The following is a 16403-nucleotide window of genomic DNA, read 5'->3' as shown; positions in this document are numbered from 1 at the left end:
TACAATGGTTCCATTCTACTTGGACCCCTCGTGCCGACGCTGCCATGACGACCCCGACCCGAACCTGGATGTGCTTGATCTGCGGCTGGATCTACGACGAGGCCGCAGGCGACCCCGAGCACGGCATCCCCCCCGGCACCCGCTGGGAGGACGTGCCCGTCAACTGGACCTGTCCCGAGTGCGGCGCGCGTAAGGAAGATTTCGAGATGGTTCCGATTTGACCACCGCGTAGCGCTCCAGCGTGCGCAGCCGCGCCTGCGCATGGTCGACGATCGGCGCCGGGTAGTCGCGCCCGATCACCACGCCGGCGGCCGCCAGATCGGCGGCACTCGCGCGCCAGGGTGCGTGCAGTGCTGGGGTGGGTAGCGCCGCCAACACCGGCAAGTAGCGGCGGATGAATTTGCCGTCCGGGTCGAACTTTTCGCTCTGGGCGACGGGATTGAAGATGCGAAAGTACGGCTGCGCGTCGCACCCGCTGGACGCGGCCCACTGCCATCCGCCGTTGTTGGCGGCCAGGTCGAAGTCGATCAAACGATCGGCGAAGTAGCGTTCGCCCCAGCGCCAGTCCAGCCCCAGGTCTTTGGTCAGAAAGCTCGCCACCACCATGCGCAGCCGGTTGTGCATATAGCCGGTCTGGTTGATTTGGTGCATGGCTGCGTCCACCAGCGGATAGCCGGTGCGGCCCTCACACCAGGCGGCAAACAGTGCCTCGGCGTGGCGGCCCCGCTCCCAGTGGATGGCGTCGTAGGCGGGCTTGAAGGCCTTGCCCTCGCCGACGTGCGGAAAATTGGCCAGGATCTGGTGATAGAAGTCGCGCCAGATCAACTCGTTGAGCCAGGCGGTGGCGCCGGCGCGGCCCTGCCGGTGCAGGCGGTAGGCGGTGCCGGCCACCTCGCGGATGCTGATCGTGCCAAAGCGCAAATGCACGCTCAGATAGCTGGGCCCCTTGATGGCGGGGTAGTCGCGCGCCTGGTGGTAGTGGTCGATGCGCTCCAGGAAATCCTCCCACAGCGCGCGCGCACCGCGGCTGCCGGTGCGCACCTTGAGTGCGCGCAGGTTGGTGGGCACAAACCCAATCGACGCCAGGCTGGGCACGCCCGGCGGGTGTGTGGGCGGGCAGGGGGCCAGCGCGTCGGCGTGGCGTTCCACCGGGTGGGGCTGCAGGTGCGCGTCGGTCAACGCTTTGAACCACGCGTTTTTGTACGGGGTAAAGACCGTGAAAGGCTGCCCGTTGGCGGTCAACACCTCGCGCCGCTCGAAGATCACGTGATCTTTGACCGTGCGCAGCACCACCCCCTGGTGCGCCAGCGCCCCCAGCACCTGCGCGTCGCGGGTGCGGGCGTAGGGCTCGTCGTCGTGGTTGGCAAAGACCGCCTGCACGCCCAGCTCGGCGGCCAGGCGCGGGATGTCCTGCCGCGCCGGGCCATGCCGCACGATCAGCCCGACCCCCTCCACGCCATTGGCGCGGCCGAGCGCGCGCAGCTGCTCGTCCAGGTCGATCAGGCTCTCATGGATAAACTCCACCCGCCGGTCGGCGTGCAGCCCTCGCTCCAGCAGCGGCTGCAGGATGTCGGTGTCGAAGACGAACACCGCCCACACGCGCCGGCATTGTTGCAGGGCGTGGCACAGCGCCGCGTTGTCGGCCGTGCGCAGGTCACGGCGAAACCACATCAGGCCACGGTCGTACGGTTTGCGGTCAGGGTTCATGGGGGTGCGCGCGTAGAATCGATGCCATGAGCTCGGATTCTGCCCCCGTCAACCTGACGCATCATTTCTTGATCGCCATGCCCGGGCTGAACGATGAGCTGTTCGGCCGCAGTGTCGTCTATGTCTGCGAGCATACGCCGCGCGGCGCGCTGGGCCTCATCATCAACAAACCCACGGGCATCACGCTCGACGACCTGTTCGAGCGGCTGGAACTGCCCCTGGGCCGCCCCGAATGGTCGGGCATGCCCGTGCTGCGAGGCGGGCCGCTGCAGACCGAGCGTGGCTTCGTGCTGCACGAGCACATGGGCGAGCCCGAGCCCGTGGGCTCGGTCAACCCCCCTGCGACGCAGGCCGTGCCCGCGCCGACGTCGGCTTTGCCGTCGTTGTTGCAGGCAGCGGGGGCAGCCGACGAGGCGCCCGACGAGGTGTCGGGATCTTCCGCCCGCGACCCGGCGGCCCCGCCGCCACGCGCTAGTGCCTATGCCTCGTCGCTGCGCATCGACGGGGCAGGGCTGGAGCTGACCACCTCGCGCGACGTGCTCGAAGCCGTCGCCGCCGGCGCCGGGCCGCGGCAGATGCTGGTGGCGCTGGGATATTCGTCCTGGGGCGAGGGGCAGCTCGAATCCGAATTGGGCGACAACGCCTGGCTGACGGTGCCGGCCGACCCGGCGCTGCTGTTCGAGGTGCCCATCGAGCAGCGCTACGAGCGGGCGATGGGCCTGCTGGGCCTGCAGCCGTGGATGCTGGCACCGGGCGCTGGGCGGGCATGACGACCTGGGGCGTGGTGCGCGCGGGCGCACAGAGTTTTTTGGCGTTCGACTGGGGCGAGCGTCGCGTCGGCATGGCCAGCGGCAACGCCATCACGCGCACCGCCACGCCCTTGCCCACGGTGGACGCCCAGGGCGACGCGCGCTGGCAGCGCCTGCTGGCGGCGATCGCCCAATGGCAGCCGGACGCCCTGGTGGTGGGCGTGCCGTACCATCCCGACGGCGCGGCGCACGCGCACACGCAGCGCGCGCAGCGCTTTGCGCGCCAGTTGCACGGCCGCACCGGTCTGCCCGTGGTGGAAGTGGACGAACGCTACAGCAGCACCGAAGCCCACGCGCTGGGTGCCAAAGACGCCGATGCCGCTGCCGCGTGCATCATTTTGGAGCAGTATTTGAGGAGTCTGCCATGACCCACGACGGGGGGCGGGACGCCGCGCCGACCGACGGGCGGCTGCCGCTGGATGCCGAGGCCCTGTATGCCGAGTTGCGCCGCGCGGTGCAGGCCTTGCTGGCCGCCGGGCCACAACCCACCCACCTGGTGGGCGTGGCCTCGGGCGGCGCATGGCTGGCCGAGCGGCTGCACCGCGAGCTGGGCTTGCCCGGCGAGCCAGGTGTCATCGTCGCCACCCTGCACCGCGACGACTACGCGCAGCGCGGGCTGGCGGCCAGCACCGCGCAGACGCGCCTGCCGTTCGAGGTCGAAGGTGCGCACGTGCTGCTCATCGACGACGTGCTCTACACCGGCCGCACGCTGCGCGCCGTGCTCAACGAGCTGTTCGACTATGGCCGCCCGGCCAGCGTGCGGCTGGCGGTGCTGGTCGACCGCGGTGGGCGCGAGCTACCGGTGGCAGCCGACGCCGCAGCCGTGCGCCTGCCGCTGCCCGCGCACCAGTCGTTCGAGCTGGTGCGCGACGGCGGCGGGCGCTTCTCCTTCGCCCTGCTCGAACGCACCCCGCCGCGCCTGGGCTAAATCTGCCGGAGCCCCCACGCCATGACGCGCAATCCCCAACTCAACCGCCACGGCGAGCTCATCCATCTGCTCTCCACCGAAGGGCTGCCGCGCGACATCCTGCTGCACATCCTGGACACGGCCGCGCAGTTCGTCAGCGTCAACGACCGCGAGGTCAAAAAAGTCCCCCTGCTGCGCGGCAAGAGCGTGTTCAACCTCTTTTTCGAAAACAGCACGCGCACCCGCACCACGTTCGAGATCGCGGCCACCCGCCTGTCGGCCGACGTGTTCAACCTCGACATCGCGCGCTCCTCTACCGCCAAGGGCGAGACGCTGCTCGACACGATCGCCAACCTCTCGGCGATGGCGGCCGACATCTTCGTCGTGCGCCACAGCGAGTCGGGCGCGCCGTACCTGATCGCGCAGCACGTGGCACCGCACGTGCACGTCATCAATGCCGGTGATGGCCGCCACGCCCACCCCACACAGGGCCTGCTGGACATGTACACCATCCGCCACTACAAGGGTGACTTCACCCGTCTGTCGGTGGCCATCGTGGGCGACGTGCTGCACTCGCGCGTGGCGCGCTCCGACATCCACGCGCTCACCACCCTGGGCTGCCCGGACGTGCGTGTGGTGGGCCCGCGCACGTTGGTACCCAGCGACTTGGCGCACCTGGGCGTGCGCGTGTGCCATTCGCTGGAAGAGGGCATCCGTGACTGCGACGTCGTCATCGCGCTGCGGCTGCAAAACGAGCGCATGAGCGGTGCGCTGCTACCCTCTAGCCAGGAGTTTCACCAGCGCTTTGGCCTCACGCCCGAGCGGCTGCGCTGGGCCAAGCCCGATGCCATCGTCATGCACCCGGGGCCGGTCAACCGTGGGGTCGAGATCGACTCCAGCGTCGTCGATGGCGCGCAAAGCGTGGTGCTGCCGCAGGTGACCTTTGGCGTGGCGGTGCGCATGGCGGTCATGGGCATCATCGCGGGGAACGAAGCATGAAACTCCTCATCCGAGACGGCCGCGTCATCGATCCCGCCAGCGGCACCGACCGGGTGGCCGACGTGGCCATCGCTGCCGGGCGCATCATCGGCATCGGTCAGGTGCCTGCGGACTTCCACCCCAACCGCGTGCTCGACGCCCGCGGCTGCTGGGTATTACCCGGACTGGTGGACTTGTGCGCCCGCTTGGGCGAGCCCGGCCACGAGCATGCGGGCATGCTCGAGAGCGAAACCGCCGCCGCCGTCGCCGGTGGCGTGACCAGCCTGGTGTGCCCGCCCGATACCGATCCCGTGCTGGACGAACCGGGCCTGGTCGACATGCTGCGCGCGCGCGCCGAGCGGCTGCACCGCACGCGCCTGTTTCCGCTGGGGGCGCTGACGCGCGGGCTGCAGGGCGAGGTGCTGGCCGAGATGGTGCAACTGGCCGAGCGCGGCTGCGTGGGCTTTGGCCAGGCGGATGAGCCCATCGTCAACACCCAGGTGCTGCAGCGTGCCTTCCAGTACGCCGCCACTTTTGGCTACACGCTGTGGCTGCGGCCCGAAGAGCCGTGGCTGTCCAAAGGCGTCATGGCCAGCGGGCCGCTGGCTACGCGGCTCGGGCTGTCGGGCGTGCCCGCCGCGTCCGAGGTGATCGCGCTGCACACGCTGCTGGCGCTGCTGCGCAGCGTCGTGGCGGGCACGCCGCCGGGGGCGCCGCCGCCCGTGCACCTGCACCTGTGCCGCTTGAGCACCGCCGCCGGCGTCGACTTGGTGCGCCAAGCCAAGGCCGAAGGCTTGCCGGTCACGGCCGACGTCAGCGTGCACCAACTGCTGCTCACCGATACCGACATCGGCTACTACGACACCCGGCTGCGCCTGCAGCCGCCCGTGCGCCAGCAGCGCGACCGCGACGCGCTGCGCGCCGGGCTGGCTGACGGCACGATCGACGCGCTGGTGTCGGACCACACGCCGGTATCGGCCGACGCGAAGGCGGTGCCATTCGCGCAGGCCGAGCCGGGCGCCACCGCCATCGAGCTGCTCGCGGGCCTCGCCGTCAAATGGGCGCAGCAAGACGGCGTGCCCGTGGCGCGCGCAGTAGAGGTGCTCACCAGCGGGCCGGCGCGTGTGCTGGGCGCGCGCCTGGGCACGCTGCAGGCCAGCGTCGGCCGGCTGGCCGTGGGCGGGGTGGCCGACGTGTGCGTGCTCGACCCGCAAGCCACCTGGCGCGTGGAGCCATCACGCCTGCGCAGCCAGGGCCGGCATACGCCGTTCGAGGGCCACGCGCTGCCTGCGCGCGTGCGCACCACGGTCGTGGGTGGCCACATCGCGTTCGATGCCGCCGACTGACCGCGCCATGGCGACCGCCGCCGTGCCGTGGGGGTGCCGCGTGCGTGCCGTGGGCCGCGCGGCGCGGCTGCTGGCGCACGTCCTGCAGGGGCTGTGGACGCTGTGGCGGGCATTTCCGCGCGCCGACGACGCGGCCCGCGTCGCTCACGTGCAGCGCTGGTCCCGGCAGGCACTGGACATTTTGGGTGTGCGCTGGTTCGTGCATGGCCCGCCACCCGCCCGCGGGCCGCTGCTGGTGGTGGCCAATCACATCTCGTGGCTGGACATTTTGGTGGTCAACGCGGTGCGCCCGTGTCGTTTCGTCTCCAAGGCCGACGTACGTCACTGGCCCGTGCTGGGCCGGCTGGTCGCGGGGGCGGGCACGCTGTTCATCGAGCGCGCCAGCCGCCGCGACGCCTTGCGCGTGGTGCACCAGATGGCGGAGCGCCTGCATGCCGGTGACGTGCTGGCGATCTTTCCCGAAGGCACGACCAGTGACGGGCGCGGTGTGTTGCCGTTTCACGCCAACCTGCTGCAGGCGGCGCTCGCGACCGACAGCCCCGCGCTGCCGCTGGGCATCGCCTACCGCCACGCGGGGGCTAGCCCCGACGCGTTGCAGCGCCACGACGCGCCCGTCTACGTGGGGGACGACACGCTGGTCGCGTCCCTGTGGCGCGTGCTGACCGCGACCGACCTGTGCGCCCACCTGCACTGGGGCGAGCCACAGCGCGCCGACGGGCGCGACCGGCGCACCTGGGCTGGCGATTTGCGTGGCGCCGTGGCCACCTTGGCCGGGCTGCCGCCGCCCAACGTCTAAACCCAGCGCCGAAATTTCGCGACAATCGCGGGTTTTCCCCATAGCCATGCCGCTGCACCCCGCCCGCGGCGCAGGAGTCGTTCTCGTGCTCAAGGATTTTCGGTTTTCGCTGTTGTTTTCTGCCGTCTGCCTGGGGCTGGCGGCGTGGTGGGGTGTGCAGTCGCCCCTGGGCCTGTGGACCGCGCTGTGGCTGACCGCGGTGCTGGCGGTGCTCGAAGTCAGCTTGTCGTTCGACAACGCGGTCGTCAACGCCAGTGTGCTGCGCGGCATGAGTGCGCTGTGGCGTCAGCTCTTTCTGACCGTGGGCATCCTGATTGCCGTCTTTGGCATGCGGCTGGTGTTTCCCATCGTCATCGTGGCCGTCTCGGCGGACATCGGCTGGGCCGAGACGGTGCGCCTGGCCCTGCAACAGCCCGACGAATACTCGCGCGTGCTCACGCAGGCGTATCCGGTCATCTCGGCGTTCGGCGGTGTCTTCCTGTTGCTGGTGTTTCTCAACTTTTTGTTCGACCGTAACAAAGAGACGCACTGGCTCGGCCCTCTGGAGCGGCCGCTCGTGCGTGCAGCCAAGTTCGACGAGATCAGCGTCTTTATCGCGCTGCTGGTGGTGTTTTCCACGCGCTGGTGGGTGCCCGAGGCAGAGCAGATGCGCGTCTTTGTCGCGGGCATTGCGGGCATCGTGCTGTACCTGGCAGTGGACGCGGTGGGCGCGCTGTTCTCAACCGAAGAGGCTGGCGAAGCGGCCGTGGCGACCGTGCAGCGCAGCGGTTTTGCCAGTTTTCTCTATCTCGAGGTGCTCGACGCGTCGTTTTCATTCGACGGCGTCATCGGCGCTTTCGCCATCACCAAGGATGTGGTCATCATCATGCTGGGGCTGGCCATCGGTGCCATTTTCGTGCGCTCGATGACGGTCTATCTGGTCAAACGCGGCACGCTGCAGGCCTATGTCTACCTGGAGCACGGCGCACACTATGCCATCGGGGCGCTGGCGGCCATCATGATCGTGGGCACCGTGGTGCACGTGCCCGAGGTCATCACGGGGCTGATCGGCATCGTCTTCATTGCCGCGTCGGTCGTGTCGTCGGTGCGCGAGCGCCGGCGAGCGTCGACGTGAGTGCCGGTGGTCGCCACCACCTGCCTCATCCGGCCAGCAGATCGGCCAGCGCGCGCGCCACTACCCTTGTGGCGCGGCGCAGGTCTTCCAGCACCAGGTGTTCGTCGGCGCGCTTGGCGTTGGATTCGCGCACGGTGCGCGGCCCCGCGCCATAGATGACGCCCGGAATGCCGCGCGCCACGTACAGCCGTACGTCGGTGTACAGCGGCGTGCCCACAGCCGGGATGGCCTCGCCCAGCACGGCCTGCGCGTGGCGCTGCAGCGCCTGCACCAACGGCTGCGCCCCGGGCAGCGGGCGCATGGCGTGTGCCAGCAATGTGCGACGCACCTGCACGCGCAGCGCGCGCCCACCGCGCGGGGGGGCAAAGTCGGCTGCCGCCTCGGCGATCACGCGGCGCAGCTGTGCCTCCACCTCGGCGGGGTCTTCCTCGGGGATCATGCGCCGGTCGAGCCGAAACACCACTTTGCCTGGCACGACATTGGTGTGTGTGCCGCCGTCGATACGACCCACGTTCAGGTACGGATGCGTAATGCCCTCCACCCCCGATCGCACTTGCAAATAATCGGCGTTGAGGCGGTAGAGCGCCTGCAGGATGTGGACGGCCCCCTGCAGCGCGTCCGTGCCCGTGTCGGGGATGGCCGCGTGCGCCATCTCGCCTTCCACCGTCACTTCCAACTGCAGGCAGCCGTTGTGCGCCGTCACCACCTGGTAGGTAAAGCCCGCCGCCAGCAGCAAGTCGGGCTGCGTCAGGCCCTGCGCCAGCAGCCAGCCCGGGCCCAGTTCGCCGCCCATTTCTTCGTCGTAGGTGAAGTGCAGCTCCACCGCGCCGCGCCGCGGGCGGGCCGCAGCCTCCAGCGCGCGCACGGCAAAGGTGTAGGTGGCAAAGTCGCTTTTGCTCACCGCGGCCGCGCGCCCGTACAGTTTGCCGTCCACGATTTCGGCGCCATACGGGTCGTGCGTCCAGCCTTCCCCCGGGGGCACCACGTCGCCATGGGCGTTGAGCGCGATGACCGGCCGTGCCCGCTCGCCTGCGCCGTAGGGTCGGCGCACGATCAGGTTGGTGATCGACGCCAGCCCCGCGGCCTGCACCTGCTCGGCGGGCACCGGGTGGCGCTCCACTGCCCAACCCATCGCTTCCAGCGCGGCAGCGGTGATCTCGGCGTGGCGGGCGTTGTCGCCGGGCGGGGTGTCGGTGGGCACGCGCACCAGGGTCTGCAAAAAGCGTACCTGCTCGTCGAAGTGCGCGTCGATCCAGGCGTCCAAGGCGGCGTAGTCGGGGGTGGGGTCAGTGGTGGCGGGGGTGGTCATGGGCAGTGCCGGGGCAGGGGGGTCAGGCCACCGTCTCGGCGGCCAGGTCGTGCAGCAGGCGCTCGAACGCCTGCACCGCGCATTCGATGTCGTCGCTGGTGGTCGACTCCAGCGGGTTGTGGCTGATGCCGTCGTGCTCGCCGCGTACAAACAGCATCGCTTGGGGGAGCAGGCGGTGCATCATCATGGCGTCGTGCCCGGCGCCGCTGGGCAGGTGCAGCACCGGCAGGCCCAGCGCCACCACGGCGCGCTCCCAGCGCGCCTGCCATGCCGCATCGCTGGGGGCGGCGCTGGCACGCACCGTCTCGCGCGGGGCCAGCGTCAGCCCGCGTCGCTCGGCAATCTCGTGCGCCGCAGCCAGCACCGCTTGCGCGAGCTCGTCGCGCGCGGCGTCGGTGGGGGCGCGCACATCCAGGCTGAAGCGGCAGCGCCCCGGCACCACGTTGATGGATCCCTGCGGCACTTCCAGGATGCCCACCGTCGCCACCGTGCCCGGGCGCTGCTGTGCCAGCCGCTCCACGGCCAGCGTCAGCTCCGCTGCGCCCGCTGCCGCGTCGCGCCGCTGCCCCATGGGCGTGGTGCCGGCGTGGCAGGCCACGCCGCCGTACTCGCCCAGCCACCGTAGGCTGCCGTTGATGCTGGTAACCACCCCCAGCGGCCGGTGGGCGCGCGCCAGCACCGGGCCTTGCTCGATGTGCACCTCCACATAGCCCAAGTAGTGCCGCGGGTCACGCTGGCAGGCAGCGATCGCCTCCCATGTGCCCGGCAGGCCCGCTTGCTGCATCGCTTGCGCCATCGGGATGCCCGCGGCGTCGGTCAACGCCAGCCAGGCGGGGTCGAACGCGCCCACCAACGCCGCCGAGCCCAGAAAGGTCGCCGCGTAACGCTGGCCTTCCTCCTCGGCAAAAGCGACGATCTCGATCCCAAACGGCAGCCGCTGTCCGCGCGCGTGCAGCCGCTGCACCGCCGCCAGCGCCACACCGATGCCCAAGCGCCCATCGTGCGGCCCGGCGTCGCGCACCGTGTCGTAATGGCTGCCGGTCAGCAGCCAGCGTGCCACCGGTCGTTGCGCGTGGTAGCGGCCCACCACGTTGCCCACGGCGTCGTGTGTCACCTCGTCGCAGCCCGCCTCGCGCATCCACGCGGCCAGCTCGGCCGCGCACGCGCGGTGCGCCGGGCTCAGGTACGTCGCCGTCAGGCCATCGGCGCTTTCGCTGTGGCGCGCCAAGGCCGCCAGTCGGTCCCACACCGCGTGGCCGGTGGCAGGCTCCCAGCCCAGCTTGTCGTGTAGACGGATCTCGGCGATGCGGTGGATCTGGCGCAGGCACTCGCGCCGCTCGTCGTCCGGGTGGGCGTGCAAGCGTCGCTCGAAGTGCGCGATGATCTGCGCGCGCGTCAGCCCCGTGCCGCGCGGGCCACGCACCGCCAGAATGAACGGCCAGCCAAAGCGTGCCCGGTACGCCGCGTTGAGGCGTTGCAGCGTGTCGTATTCCTCGGGCGTGCAGTGGGTCAGTCCCGCGCGGCCTTGCTCGCCGCTGGATTCGGCCGTCAGCGTCCCTGCTAGCGCCGCCTTGCCCGCCAGCTCCGGGTGGGCGCGGATGAGCGCCAACTGCGCTTCCTCGCCCGCCTGTGCCACCACGTCGGCACACGCCGCGATCAGCGCCGCCGGGCTGGCAAACGGGCGCCGCTGCAGCGCCTGCGCCACGATCCAAGGCGAATGCTCGTACAGCCCATCCAGCAGCGCGGCCGCTTGCGCCAGCGGCGCGGTGTTGAGGGCGTCCAGCGCCGTGATGCCCGTGCTCATGCCGCCCCTCCCGTGCCCGCGCACTCCTTGTCGCCGCCCGGATACGGATGCACCGCCTGCCAATGGCGGGCGATGTCGATGCGCCGTGCCACCCACACGCCGTCGTGGCGCTGGATGTGGTCCAAAAACCGCTGCAGCGCCCCAATGCGCCCGGGCCGCCCCAGCAAGCGGCAGTGCATGCCCACGCTCATCATGCGTGGCTGATTCAGGCCGTTGGGGTCACCCTCGGCGTACAGGGCGTCGAAGGTGTCGCGCAGGTAGGCAAAAAACGGATCCCCGTGCGAGAACCCTTGCGGCAGCGCAAAGCGCATGTCGTTGGCGTCCAGCGTGTACGGCACCACCAGGTGCGGCACCACCTGCCCGTCGCTGCGGCGCACGCGCATCCAAAAGGGCAGGTCGTCGCCGTAGTAGTCGCTGTCATAGACGAAGCCACCGTGGTCCACCACCAAGCGGCGCGTATGGGGGCTGTCGCGCCCGGTGTACCAGCCCAGCGGGGCGGCACCGGTCAACTCGGTCAGGATGCGCACCGCCTCGTGCAGGTGGGCGCACTCGGTGGCTTCGTCCACCTGTTGGTAGTGGATCCACTTCAGGCCATGGCAGGCAATCTCGTGCCCGGCGGCCAAACAGGCCTGCGCCACCTCCGGGTGGCGCTGCAGCGCGCTGGCCACGCCAAATACCGTCAACGGCAGGCCGCGCGATTCGAATTCGCGCAAAATGCGCCACACGCCCACGCGCGAGCCGTACTCGTAAATGCCCTCCATGCTCAGGTGGCGGTCCGGGTACGCCGTGGGCGCAAACAGCTCCGACAAGAACGTCTCGCTCGCCGCGTCGCCATGCAGCACGCAGTTTTCGCCGCCTTCTTCATAGTTGAGCACGAACTGCACTGCGATGCGCGCCCCGCCCGGCCAGCGTGGGTGCGGCGGCTGGCGGCCGTAGCCGATCAAATCACGCGGATAAGGTGCAGTGCTGTCGTAAACGTGGGCCATGGTGACAAGGCAGTCGGTTTTGCGGCATCATAGACACAAATGGGCCTGAGCACACACGTTCTCGATACCATGCACGGCTGCCCGGCCGCGGGTATGGCTGTGCGGTTGTATGCCACCGGTGAGGGGCCACGCCTCATCAAACAGGTCGTGCTCAATGCCGATGGCCGTAATCCCGAAGGGCCGCTGCTGGCCACGGGCGAGCTGGCCGCCTGTACCTACCGGCTGGTGTTCGAGGTGGCCGACTACTTCCGCGCACGCGGTGTGGCGCTGCCGCAGCCGCCGTTTCTGGATTGCGTCACCATCGACTTTGGCGTGGCCGACGCGCAGGCGCACTACCACGTGCCGCTGTTGGTCAGCCCGTGGAGCTACGCCACTTACCGCGGCAGCTGAGGCGCACCGTCTTGACCTTGCGCCACCTGCGTGTCAGCGTTGGCCTGCGGCTTGCGCGTGCTGCGCGTGGCGGTTCGGGTATTGGTGCCGCGGGCCGTGGTGGCTTTCGGCTGGCTGACCGCAGGCTCGGGCGCCGCAGCGGCGCGCTTGGGCGCTGGGGCGGGGTAGCGGTCCAATTGTCCTTCGGTCAGGGTGTCGAGCTGGAAGGTGCCGCTGCGGTCCCACAACCAAGTGTCGGTATAGCTGACCGTGCCCAACTTTTGGGGGGCCGGGAAAGGCGCCGCCGCCATCACCAGCCGCTCGATCTCGGCCTTGACGTGCGGCACGTGATCCGGCGCGCGCATCCACTCGAAGCGCCGCACCTCGCCCCGCGGGCCGATGTCCAGTCGCATCACCCCCACCGCCTGCAGCAGCGGCGGCAACTTGCCACGGAAGATGCGATCGCCGTAGCGCTCATACAGGTGCTGCGCGCCGTCGCGCCGGTAGTCCCGCTCCGACGCTGCCAGAGACACCTTGCCACTGAAGGGTGGCTCGGGCGCGGGCGCGGGCTGCACCACCACGGGTGGGGCCGTTTCGGCGGGGGCGGGCGGCGCTTCCACGGCGCGCGGGGGCGCGGCGGGCGGCGGGCTGGCGCAGCCAGCCAGCAGTGCCAGCGTCGTCACCACCACGCTCCAGACCAACCGTGTACGGGGGGTGGCTGTGGGGGCGGGTGACATACGTGCGCCAGTTTCGGTCGTCGATGGCATCGTCGGATGGTGGGGCGGTTGGGCCCGAGGAGTCGATGTGGCTCGGATTGTGCGCCAACGCGCCCGGCCTTTCAACCCCGGCGATACTGCGGGGCATGGAATCCGTTTGTTTGCGCGGGGGCGATCTGCATGCGGCGCTGGCCTGGTTGCGCGCCGAGCCAGGCGTGTTGGTGTGGGTCGAGCGTACCGAGGGGTCGGCGCCGCGCGAGCCGGGCGCGTGGATGTTGGTGGGCGCGCAGCGCATGCTGGGCACCATCGGTGGCGGGCAACTCGAGTGGCACGCCATCCAGCAGGCGCGCGCGGGCCTGCGGCAACCGGGCTGGGCAGGGCAGGCGTTGCGCTGCGCACTCGGCCCCAGCCTGGGGCAGTGCTGCGGTGGCGTCGTGCACCTGCGGCTGCAGCGCGTCACGGCGGCCGACGCGGCGGCGCTGCGCGCGGCCTGGGTCGATGAGCGGGTGCCGGTGGCGCTGTTCGGCGGTGGGCACGTCGGGCAGGCCATCGAGCGCGCGCTGCGGCCGCTGCCGTTCGCCCTCACCTGGATCGACAGCCGCGACGGCATGTTTCCCACCGACCTGCCACCAACCGTGGTCGCCGAGCACTCCGACCCCGTCGAGCGCGCCGTCGCCGACTTGGTACCCGGCAGCCGCGTGCTGGTCATGAGCTTTAGCCACGCTGAAGACCTGGCCGTGGTGGACGCCTGTCTGCAGCGGTTGCGCCAGCAGGACGACCTGCCGTTCGTCGGCCTCATCGGCAGCCGCACCAAATGGGCCGCGTTTCAGCACCGCTTGCTCGCGCGCGGGCACGACGCATCGGCGCTGGCGCGCGTGACGTGCCCTGTCGGGATCCCGGGGATTCAGGGCAAAGAACCCGCCGTCATCGCCGCGGCCGTGGCGGCGCAGCTGTTGATGACGAGATAAGCCAGGAGACGCTTACCCTGCGACCTGTTGTGCCATGGATTTGTCCAGACCTACCCAGCAACGAATGCTCGGCGAGTCGGCCGACCGCTGCCTCGAGAAGTTCATCCACGCGGATGGCAGCGAGCGGGTTGTCCCGGGCTATGTGCGCCGGTCAGCGTCGACAGTTTTCGCTCATGACAGCCATTGAGCCTGATCTGTCGATGGGTGCGGGTCAAATTGGTGGGTCCTGTAGGATTCGAACCTACGACCTACGGATTAAGAGTCCGCTGCTCTACCAACTGAGCTAAGAACCCGGGTATTTGGTGGACCGAAGGAGGATCGAACTCCCGACCTCTGCATTGCGAACGCAGCGCTCTCCCAGCTGAGCTATCGGCCCGACAGGGCAGATTATATACCGTTGCACCCGACTGGTGGGCACGTCGCGCGCCGCGGAGGGCCGGGCGGCGTTGACCGGTGTGCAGCTGCAGCTGGTATTCAAAAACGTTGAATGCGGTCATCAAATGCCTGCATCCCGACTGGCGTGCGCACCGCGTACAGTCTGACCATCGCACTGCGTTGCCCAAGGAGGCTTCCTCGATGATCACCCTGCGCCCCAGCGACGCCCGCGGCCACGCCGATCACGGCTGGTTGCAGGCGCGCCATTCGTTTTCGTTTGCGGACTATTGGGACCCGCGCTACACAGGCTGGGGCAACCTGCGCGTGCTCAACGAAGACCGCATCGCCCCGGGCACCGGCTTTGGCATGCACGGCCACCGCGACATGGAAATCATCACCATCGTGCTGGCGGGCGTGCTCACCCACCGCGACAGCTTGGGCCACCAGGCCGTCATCCGCGCGGGCGATGTGCAGCGCATGAGCGCCGGGCGCGGCATCCGGCACAGCGAAGTCAACGAAGGCCCCGACCCCGTGCATCTGCTGCAAATCTGGATCGAACCGGCTGTGCGCGGCATCGACCCTGGCTACGAGCAACGGGCGCTGCGGCCGTCCAGTGTGGGCACGGGCGTGCGGCCGATCGCCCGGCCAGCGTCGTCGGTGTCATCGGACGCCGCAGCCGCGCCGGACGCCCCCTTGACCATTCACGCCGACGCGGCGTTGGACTTGGCCACGTTGCACGGGCCGCAAGCGGTGCGGCATCCGATCGCGCCCGGGCGCTGCGCCTACGTGCACGTGGTGCGCGGCAGTGTGCACCTGGCCGGGCAGCGGCTAGGCGCGGGTGACGCGGCCATGGTGGCCGACGAGCCCGCGATCACCCTCAGCGACGCGGAGCACGCCGAGGTCCTGTTGTTCGACCTGGCGCCCAACGGGGCTACGCCCGTGCCTGCCTGATACCCATCCGTTGGAACCGAGTTCTTCCCATGGCCCAGCCGGGCCCAAACCACGCTACCAAAAGGAGAGTCCCACATGCCCAACATCATCGTCGTTTATCACTCGGGCTACGGCCATACCCAGCGCATGGCGCAAGCCGTCGCCGACGGCGCGGGTGCCGCGCTGCTGGCCATCGACGCCGACGGCAACCTGCCCGAAGGCGGCTGGGAGCAGCTCGACGCGGCCGACGCCATCGTCATGGGCAGCCCCACCTACATGGGCAGCGTCAGCTGGCAATTCAAAAAATTTGCCGACGCCTCCAGCAAGCGCTGGTTTACGCAGGCGTGGAAAGACAAGCTGTTCGCGGGCTTTACCAACAGCGCCACCATGAACGGCGACAAACTCTCCACACTGCACTACCTGTTTACGCTGGCGATGCAGCACGGCGGCGTGTGGGTGGGCACAGGCATGATGCCTGCCAACACCAAGGCCGCGCAACGCAACGACGTCAACTACGTTGGCTCGTCGGCCGGCGCCATGGCCACCACGCCGGCGGATGCCGGCGCGCAAGAAATGCTGCCTGGCGACCTGGAGACCGCCCGCCAGTTCGGCCAGCGCATCGCGCAGGTGGCGGCGCGGTGGGTGGGGTGAGGGGGTCTCGAGAAAAGCGCGACAGGCTCAATGCAGGGCGGCCAAGGCCGCCTCTGGTGCCTTGTCGAGCACCTTGAGCAGCGCCTTGGCTGCGCCCGTGGGGCTACGTTTGCCCTGCTCCCAGTTGCGGATCGTCTCCACGGGCACGTCGATACGCTCTGAGAACTCTGCTTGGCTCAACCCCAGGCGCTTGCGCACACGGCGCGCGAATTTGGCTGCGTCCTGCAAGGCCGCTGCCTCGTCAGCCGCCGCTTGTCGGGCAAGATCTGCTTCCGTGGTGCCGTCCACACGGGCCGGGTCGATGCGCCCGCCACTCAACGTGGCCGGGACGGCGGGGTCAATCGTCACGCGTACGGTCTTCATAGTGCTGAACCTCTCGTCGGTTGGCCTTGCGCGCCGAGATGATACGAATGGCATCGCCTCGCGGGGTGTAAACCACGACGAACAGGCGTTACTCGATCTTCCCCATCAACTGGTACCTTTCCTCGCCATAGCAGTGGCGGGTATCAGCCTGAATCAGCCGGTTGGGATCGAAGAATGCCCTGGCCGCATACGCGAAATCGAAACCCGGCTCGGCGTAACACTGGTCGCTCTTGGCTTCGTCCCATTCGAACTTCACCGCTGAAGTATAGTTCATT

General features: G+C 69.4%; 18 protein-coding genes, 2 tRNA genes and 1 pseudogene. 12 read left to right on the top strand and 9 right to left on the bottom strand.

Going from position 1 to position 16403, the window contains the following annotated elements:
* Positions 1–44: 44 nt before the first annotated feature.
* Positions 45–221 carry a rubredoxin gene (locus ACPYIS_RS00690; protein WP_299019672.1) on the top strand — a complete coding sequence of 59 codons (177 nt, stop codon included), beginning with the start codon at positions 45–47 and terminating at the stop codon, positions 219–221.
* Here the strand turns inward: ACPYIS_RS00690 and ACPYIS_RS00685 are convergent.
* Entirely contained in the window at positions 160–1707 is a 1548-nt protein-coding gene (locus ACPYIS_RS00685) for a cryptochrome/photolyase family protein (protein ID WP_424858756.1), read from the bottom strand. The genes ACPYIS_RS00690 and ACPYIS_RS00685 overlap by 62 nt on opposite strands.
* A gap of 26 nt (positions 1708–1733) precedes the next feature.
* On the opposite strand from ACPYIS_RS00685, the gene ACPYIS_RS00680 reads away from it, so the two are divergent.
* From ACPYIS_RS00680 to ACPYIS_RS00650, 7 genes are all read left to right on the top strand, one after another.
* Positions 1734–2477 carry a YqgE/AlgH family protein gene (locus tag ACPYIS_RS00680; protein WP_299021225.1) on the top strand — a complete coding sequence of 248 codons (744 nt, stop codon included), beginning with the start codon at positions 1734–1736 and terminating at the stop codon, positions 2475–2477.
* Positions 2474–2884: a Holliday junction resolvase RuvX gene (gene ruvX, locus ACPYIS_RS00675; protein ID WP_299021222.1), complete on the top strand. Its 411-nt coding sequence runs from the start codon at positions 2474–2476 to the stop codon at positions 2882–2884. The genes ACPYIS_RS00680 and ruvX overlap by 4 nt, the downstream gene beginning before the upstream one ends.
* Complete coding sequence (gene pyrR / locus ACPYIS_RS00670; RefSeq protein WP_424858757.1) at positions 2881–3444, top strand: bifunctional pyr operon transcriptional regulator/uracil phosphoribosyltransferase PyrR; 564 nt, start codon at positions 2881–2883, stop codon at positions 3442–3444. The genes ruvX and pyrR overlap by 4 nt, the downstream gene beginning before the upstream one ends.
* 21 nt (positions 3445–3465) lie before the next feature.
* Positions 3466–4422, top strand: a complete 957-nt coding sequence (locus tag ACPYIS_RS00665) for an aspartate carbamoyltransferase catalytic subunit (protein ID WP_299021216.1) — start codon at positions 3466–3468, stop codon at positions 4420–4422.
* On the top strand, positions 4419–5747 hold the full coding sequence (locus ACPYIS_RS00660) for a dihydroorotase (protein ID WP_424894381.1): 1329 nt from the start codon (positions 4419–4421) through the stop codon (positions 5745–5747). The genes ACPYIS_RS00665 and ACPYIS_RS00660 overlap by 4 nt, the downstream gene beginning before the upstream one ends.
* Before the next feature lie 7 nt (positions 5748–5754).
* A complete protein-coding gene (locus ACPYIS_RS00655; protein WP_424894382.1) occupies positions 5755–6543 on the top strand; it encodes a lysophospholipid acyltransferase family protein in 789 nt (262 codons plus the stop codon).
* A gap of 85 nt (positions 6544–6628) precedes the next feature.
* Entirely contained in the window at positions 6629–7657 is a 1029-nt protein-coding gene (locus tag ACPYIS_RS00650; protein WP_424894383.1) for a DUF475 domain-containing protein, read from the top strand.
* Between the two features lie 25 nt (positions 7658–7682).
* Here the strand turns inward: ACPYIS_RS00650 and ACPYIS_RS00645 are convergent, their stop codons facing one another.
* From ACPYIS_RS00645 to puuE, 3 genes are read right to left on the bottom strand one after another with little or no spacing between them, the layout of a single operon-like run.
* A complete protein-coding gene (locus tag ACPYIS_RS00645) occupies positions 7683–8966 on the bottom strand; it encodes a M20/M25/M40 family metallo-hydrolase (RefSeq protein WP_424894384.1) in 1284 nt (427 codons plus the stop codon).
* A 22-nt stretch (positions 8967–8988) separates the two neighbouring features.
* On the bottom strand, positions 8989–10770 hold the full coding sequence (gene uraD, locus ACPYIS_RS00640) for a 2-oxo-4-hydroxy-4-carboxy-5-ureidoimidazoline decarboxylase (protein WP_425973757.1): 1782 nt from the start codon (positions 10768–10770) through the stop codon (positions 8989–8991).
* Positions 10767–11756, bottom strand: coding sequence for an allantoinase PuuE (gene puuE / locus ACPYIS_RS00635; protein ID WP_424894386.1), 990 nt, complete (start codon positions 11754–11756; stop codon positions 10767–10769). Before puuE ends, uraD begins: the two co-directional genes overlap by 4 nt.
* Before the next feature lie 39 nt (positions 11757–11795).
* On the opposite strand from puuE, the gene uraH reads away from it, so the two are divergent.
* Entirely contained in the window at positions 11796–12146 is a 351-nt protein-coding gene (uraH, locus tag ACPYIS_RS00630) for a hydroxyisourate hydrolase (RefSeq protein ID WP_424858763.1), read from the top strand.
* Here uraH and ACPYIS_RS00625 read toward each other — a convergent pair.
* Positions 12131–12808 (bottom strand): hypothetical protein, encoded by a 678-nt coding sequence (locus tag ACPYIS_RS00625; RefSeq protein WP_424858764.1) that lies wholly within the window; start codon positions 12806–12808, stop codon positions 12131–12133. The two genes, uraH and ACPYIS_RS00625, sit on opposite strands and share 16 nt — an antisense overlap.
* Before the next feature lie 179 nt (positions 12809–12987).
* Between ACPYIS_RS00625 and xdhC the strand changes: the two genes are divergently transcribed.
* Positions 12988–13809 (top strand): xanthine dehydrogenase accessory protein XdhC, encoded by an 822-nt coding sequence (gene xdhC / locus ACPYIS_RS00620; protein WP_424858765.1) that lies wholly within the window; start codon positions 12988–12990, stop codon positions 13807–13809.
* Positions 13810–14026: 217 nt separating this feature from the next.
* On the opposite strand, the gene ACPYIS_RS00615 is transcribed toward xdhC, so the two are convergent.
* Together ACPYIS_RS00615 and ACPYIS_RS00610 are read right to left on the bottom strand one after the other, a co-directional pair.
* Positions 14027–14102: transfer RNA gene (locus tag ACPYIS_RS00615), tRNA-Lys, on the bottom strand.
* Between the two features lie 7 nt (positions 14103–14109).
* A tRNA-Ala gene (locus tag ACPYIS_RS00610) sits at positions 14110–14185 on the bottom strand.
* Between the two features lie 200 nt (positions 14186–14385).
* Here ACPYIS_RS00610 and ACPYIS_RS00605 point away from each other — a divergent pair.
* Positions 14386–15135, top strand: a complete 750-nt coding sequence (locus ACPYIS_RS00605; protein ID WP_424858766.1) for a pirin family protein — start codon at positions 14386–14388, stop codon at positions 15133–15135.
* A 75-nt stretch (positions 15136–15210) separates the two neighbouring features.
* The gene (locus ACPYIS_RS00600) at positions 15211–15765 is read left to right on the top strand and encodes a flavodoxin family protein (RefSeq protein ID WP_299021895.1); all 555 of its coding nucleotides are present in this window, start codon (positions 15211–15213) and stop codon (positions 15763–15765) included.
* 27 nt (positions 15766–15792) lie between these two features.
* Here ACPYIS_RS00600 and ACPYIS_RS00595 read toward each other — a convergent pair whose 3' ends face one another.
* Positions 15793–16113 carry a helix-turn-helix domain-containing protein gene (locus ACPYIS_RS00595; RefSeq protein WP_424858767.1) on the bottom strand — a complete coding sequence of 107 codons (321 nt, stop codon included), beginning with the start codon at positions 16111–16113 and terminating at the stop codon, positions 15793–15795.
* A pseudogene (locus ACPYIS_RS00590) lies at positions 16103–16402 on the bottom strand (BrnT family toxin). Before ACPYIS_RS00590 ends, ACPYIS_RS00595 begins: the two are co-directional and overlap by 11 nt.
* Position 16403: the final 1 nt, after the last annotated feature.

It is taken from the genome of Tepidimonas sp. HKU78, assembly GCF_049860815.1.
In the GTDB taxonomy this organism is placed as follows: Bacteria; Pseudomonadota; Gammaproteobacteria; order Burkholderiales; family Burkholderiaceae_C; genus Tepidimonas.
This window is presented reverse-complemented; position numbering and strand designations above follow the sequence as displayed.

Excerpts from the sequence above, each read along its gene's own strand:
- ACPYIS_RS00690 (WP_299019672.1), top strand. The coding sequence starts at position 45 with ATGACGACCCCGACCCGAACCTGGATGTGCTTGATCTGCGGCTGGATC.
- ACPYIS_RS00600 (WP_299021895.1), top strand. The coding sequence starts at position 15,211 with ATGCCCAACATCATCGTCGTTTATCACTCGGGCTACGGCCATACCCAG.
- uraD (WP_425973757.1), bottom strand. The coding sequence starts at position 10,770 with ATGAGCACGGGCATCACGGCGCTGGACGCCCTCAACACCGCGCCGCTG.
- ruvX (WP_299021222.1), top strand. The coding sequence starts at position 2,474 with ATGACGACCTGGGGCGTGGTGCGCGCGGGCGCACAGAGTTTTTTGGCG.
- ACPYIS_RS00655 (WP_424894382.1), top strand. The coding sequence starts at position 5,755 with ATGGCGACCGCCGCCGTGCCGTGGGGGTGCCGCGTGCGTGCCGTGGGC.
- ACPYIS_RS00665 (WP_299021216.1), top strand. The coding sequence starts at position 3,466 with ATGACGCGCAATCCCCAACTCAACCGCCACGGCGAGCTCATCCATCTG.
- pyrR (WP_424858757.1), top strand. The coding sequence starts at position 2,881 with ATGACCCACGACGGGGGGCGGGACGCCGCGCCGACCGACGGGCGGCTG.
- ACPYIS_RS00660 (WP_424894381.1), top strand. The coding sequence starts at position 4,419 with ATGAAACTCCTCATCCGAGACGGCCGCGTCATCGATCCCGCCAGCGGC.
- xdhC (WP_424858765.1), top strand. The coding sequence starts at position 12,988 with ATGGAATCCGTTTGTTTGCGCGGGGGCGATCTGCATGCGGCGCTGGCC.
- puuE (WP_424894386.1), bottom strand. The coding sequence starts at position 11,756 with ATGGCCCACGTTTACGACAGCACTGCACCTTATCCGCGTGATTTGATC.
- uraH (WP_424858763.1), top strand. The coding sequence starts at position 11,796 with ATGGGCCTGAGCACACACGTTCTCGATACCATGCACGGCTGCCCGGCC.
- ACPYIS_RS00680 (WP_299021225.1), top strand. The coding sequence starts at position 1,734 with ATGAGCTCGGATTCTGCCCCCGTCAACCTGACGCATCATTTCTTGATC.
- ACPYIS_RS00685 (WP_424858756.1), bottom strand. The coding sequence starts at position 1,707 with ATGAACCCTGACCGCAAACCGTACGACCGTGGCCTGATGTGGTTTCGC.
- ACPYIS_RS00645 (WP_424894384.1), bottom strand. The coding sequence starts at position 8,966 with ATGACCACCCCCGCCACCACTGACCCCACCCCCGACTACGCCGCCTTG.
- ACPYIS_RS00605 (WP_424858766.1), top strand. The coding sequence starts at position 14,386 with ATGATCACCCTGCGCCCCAGCGACGCCCGCGGCCACGCCGATCACGGC.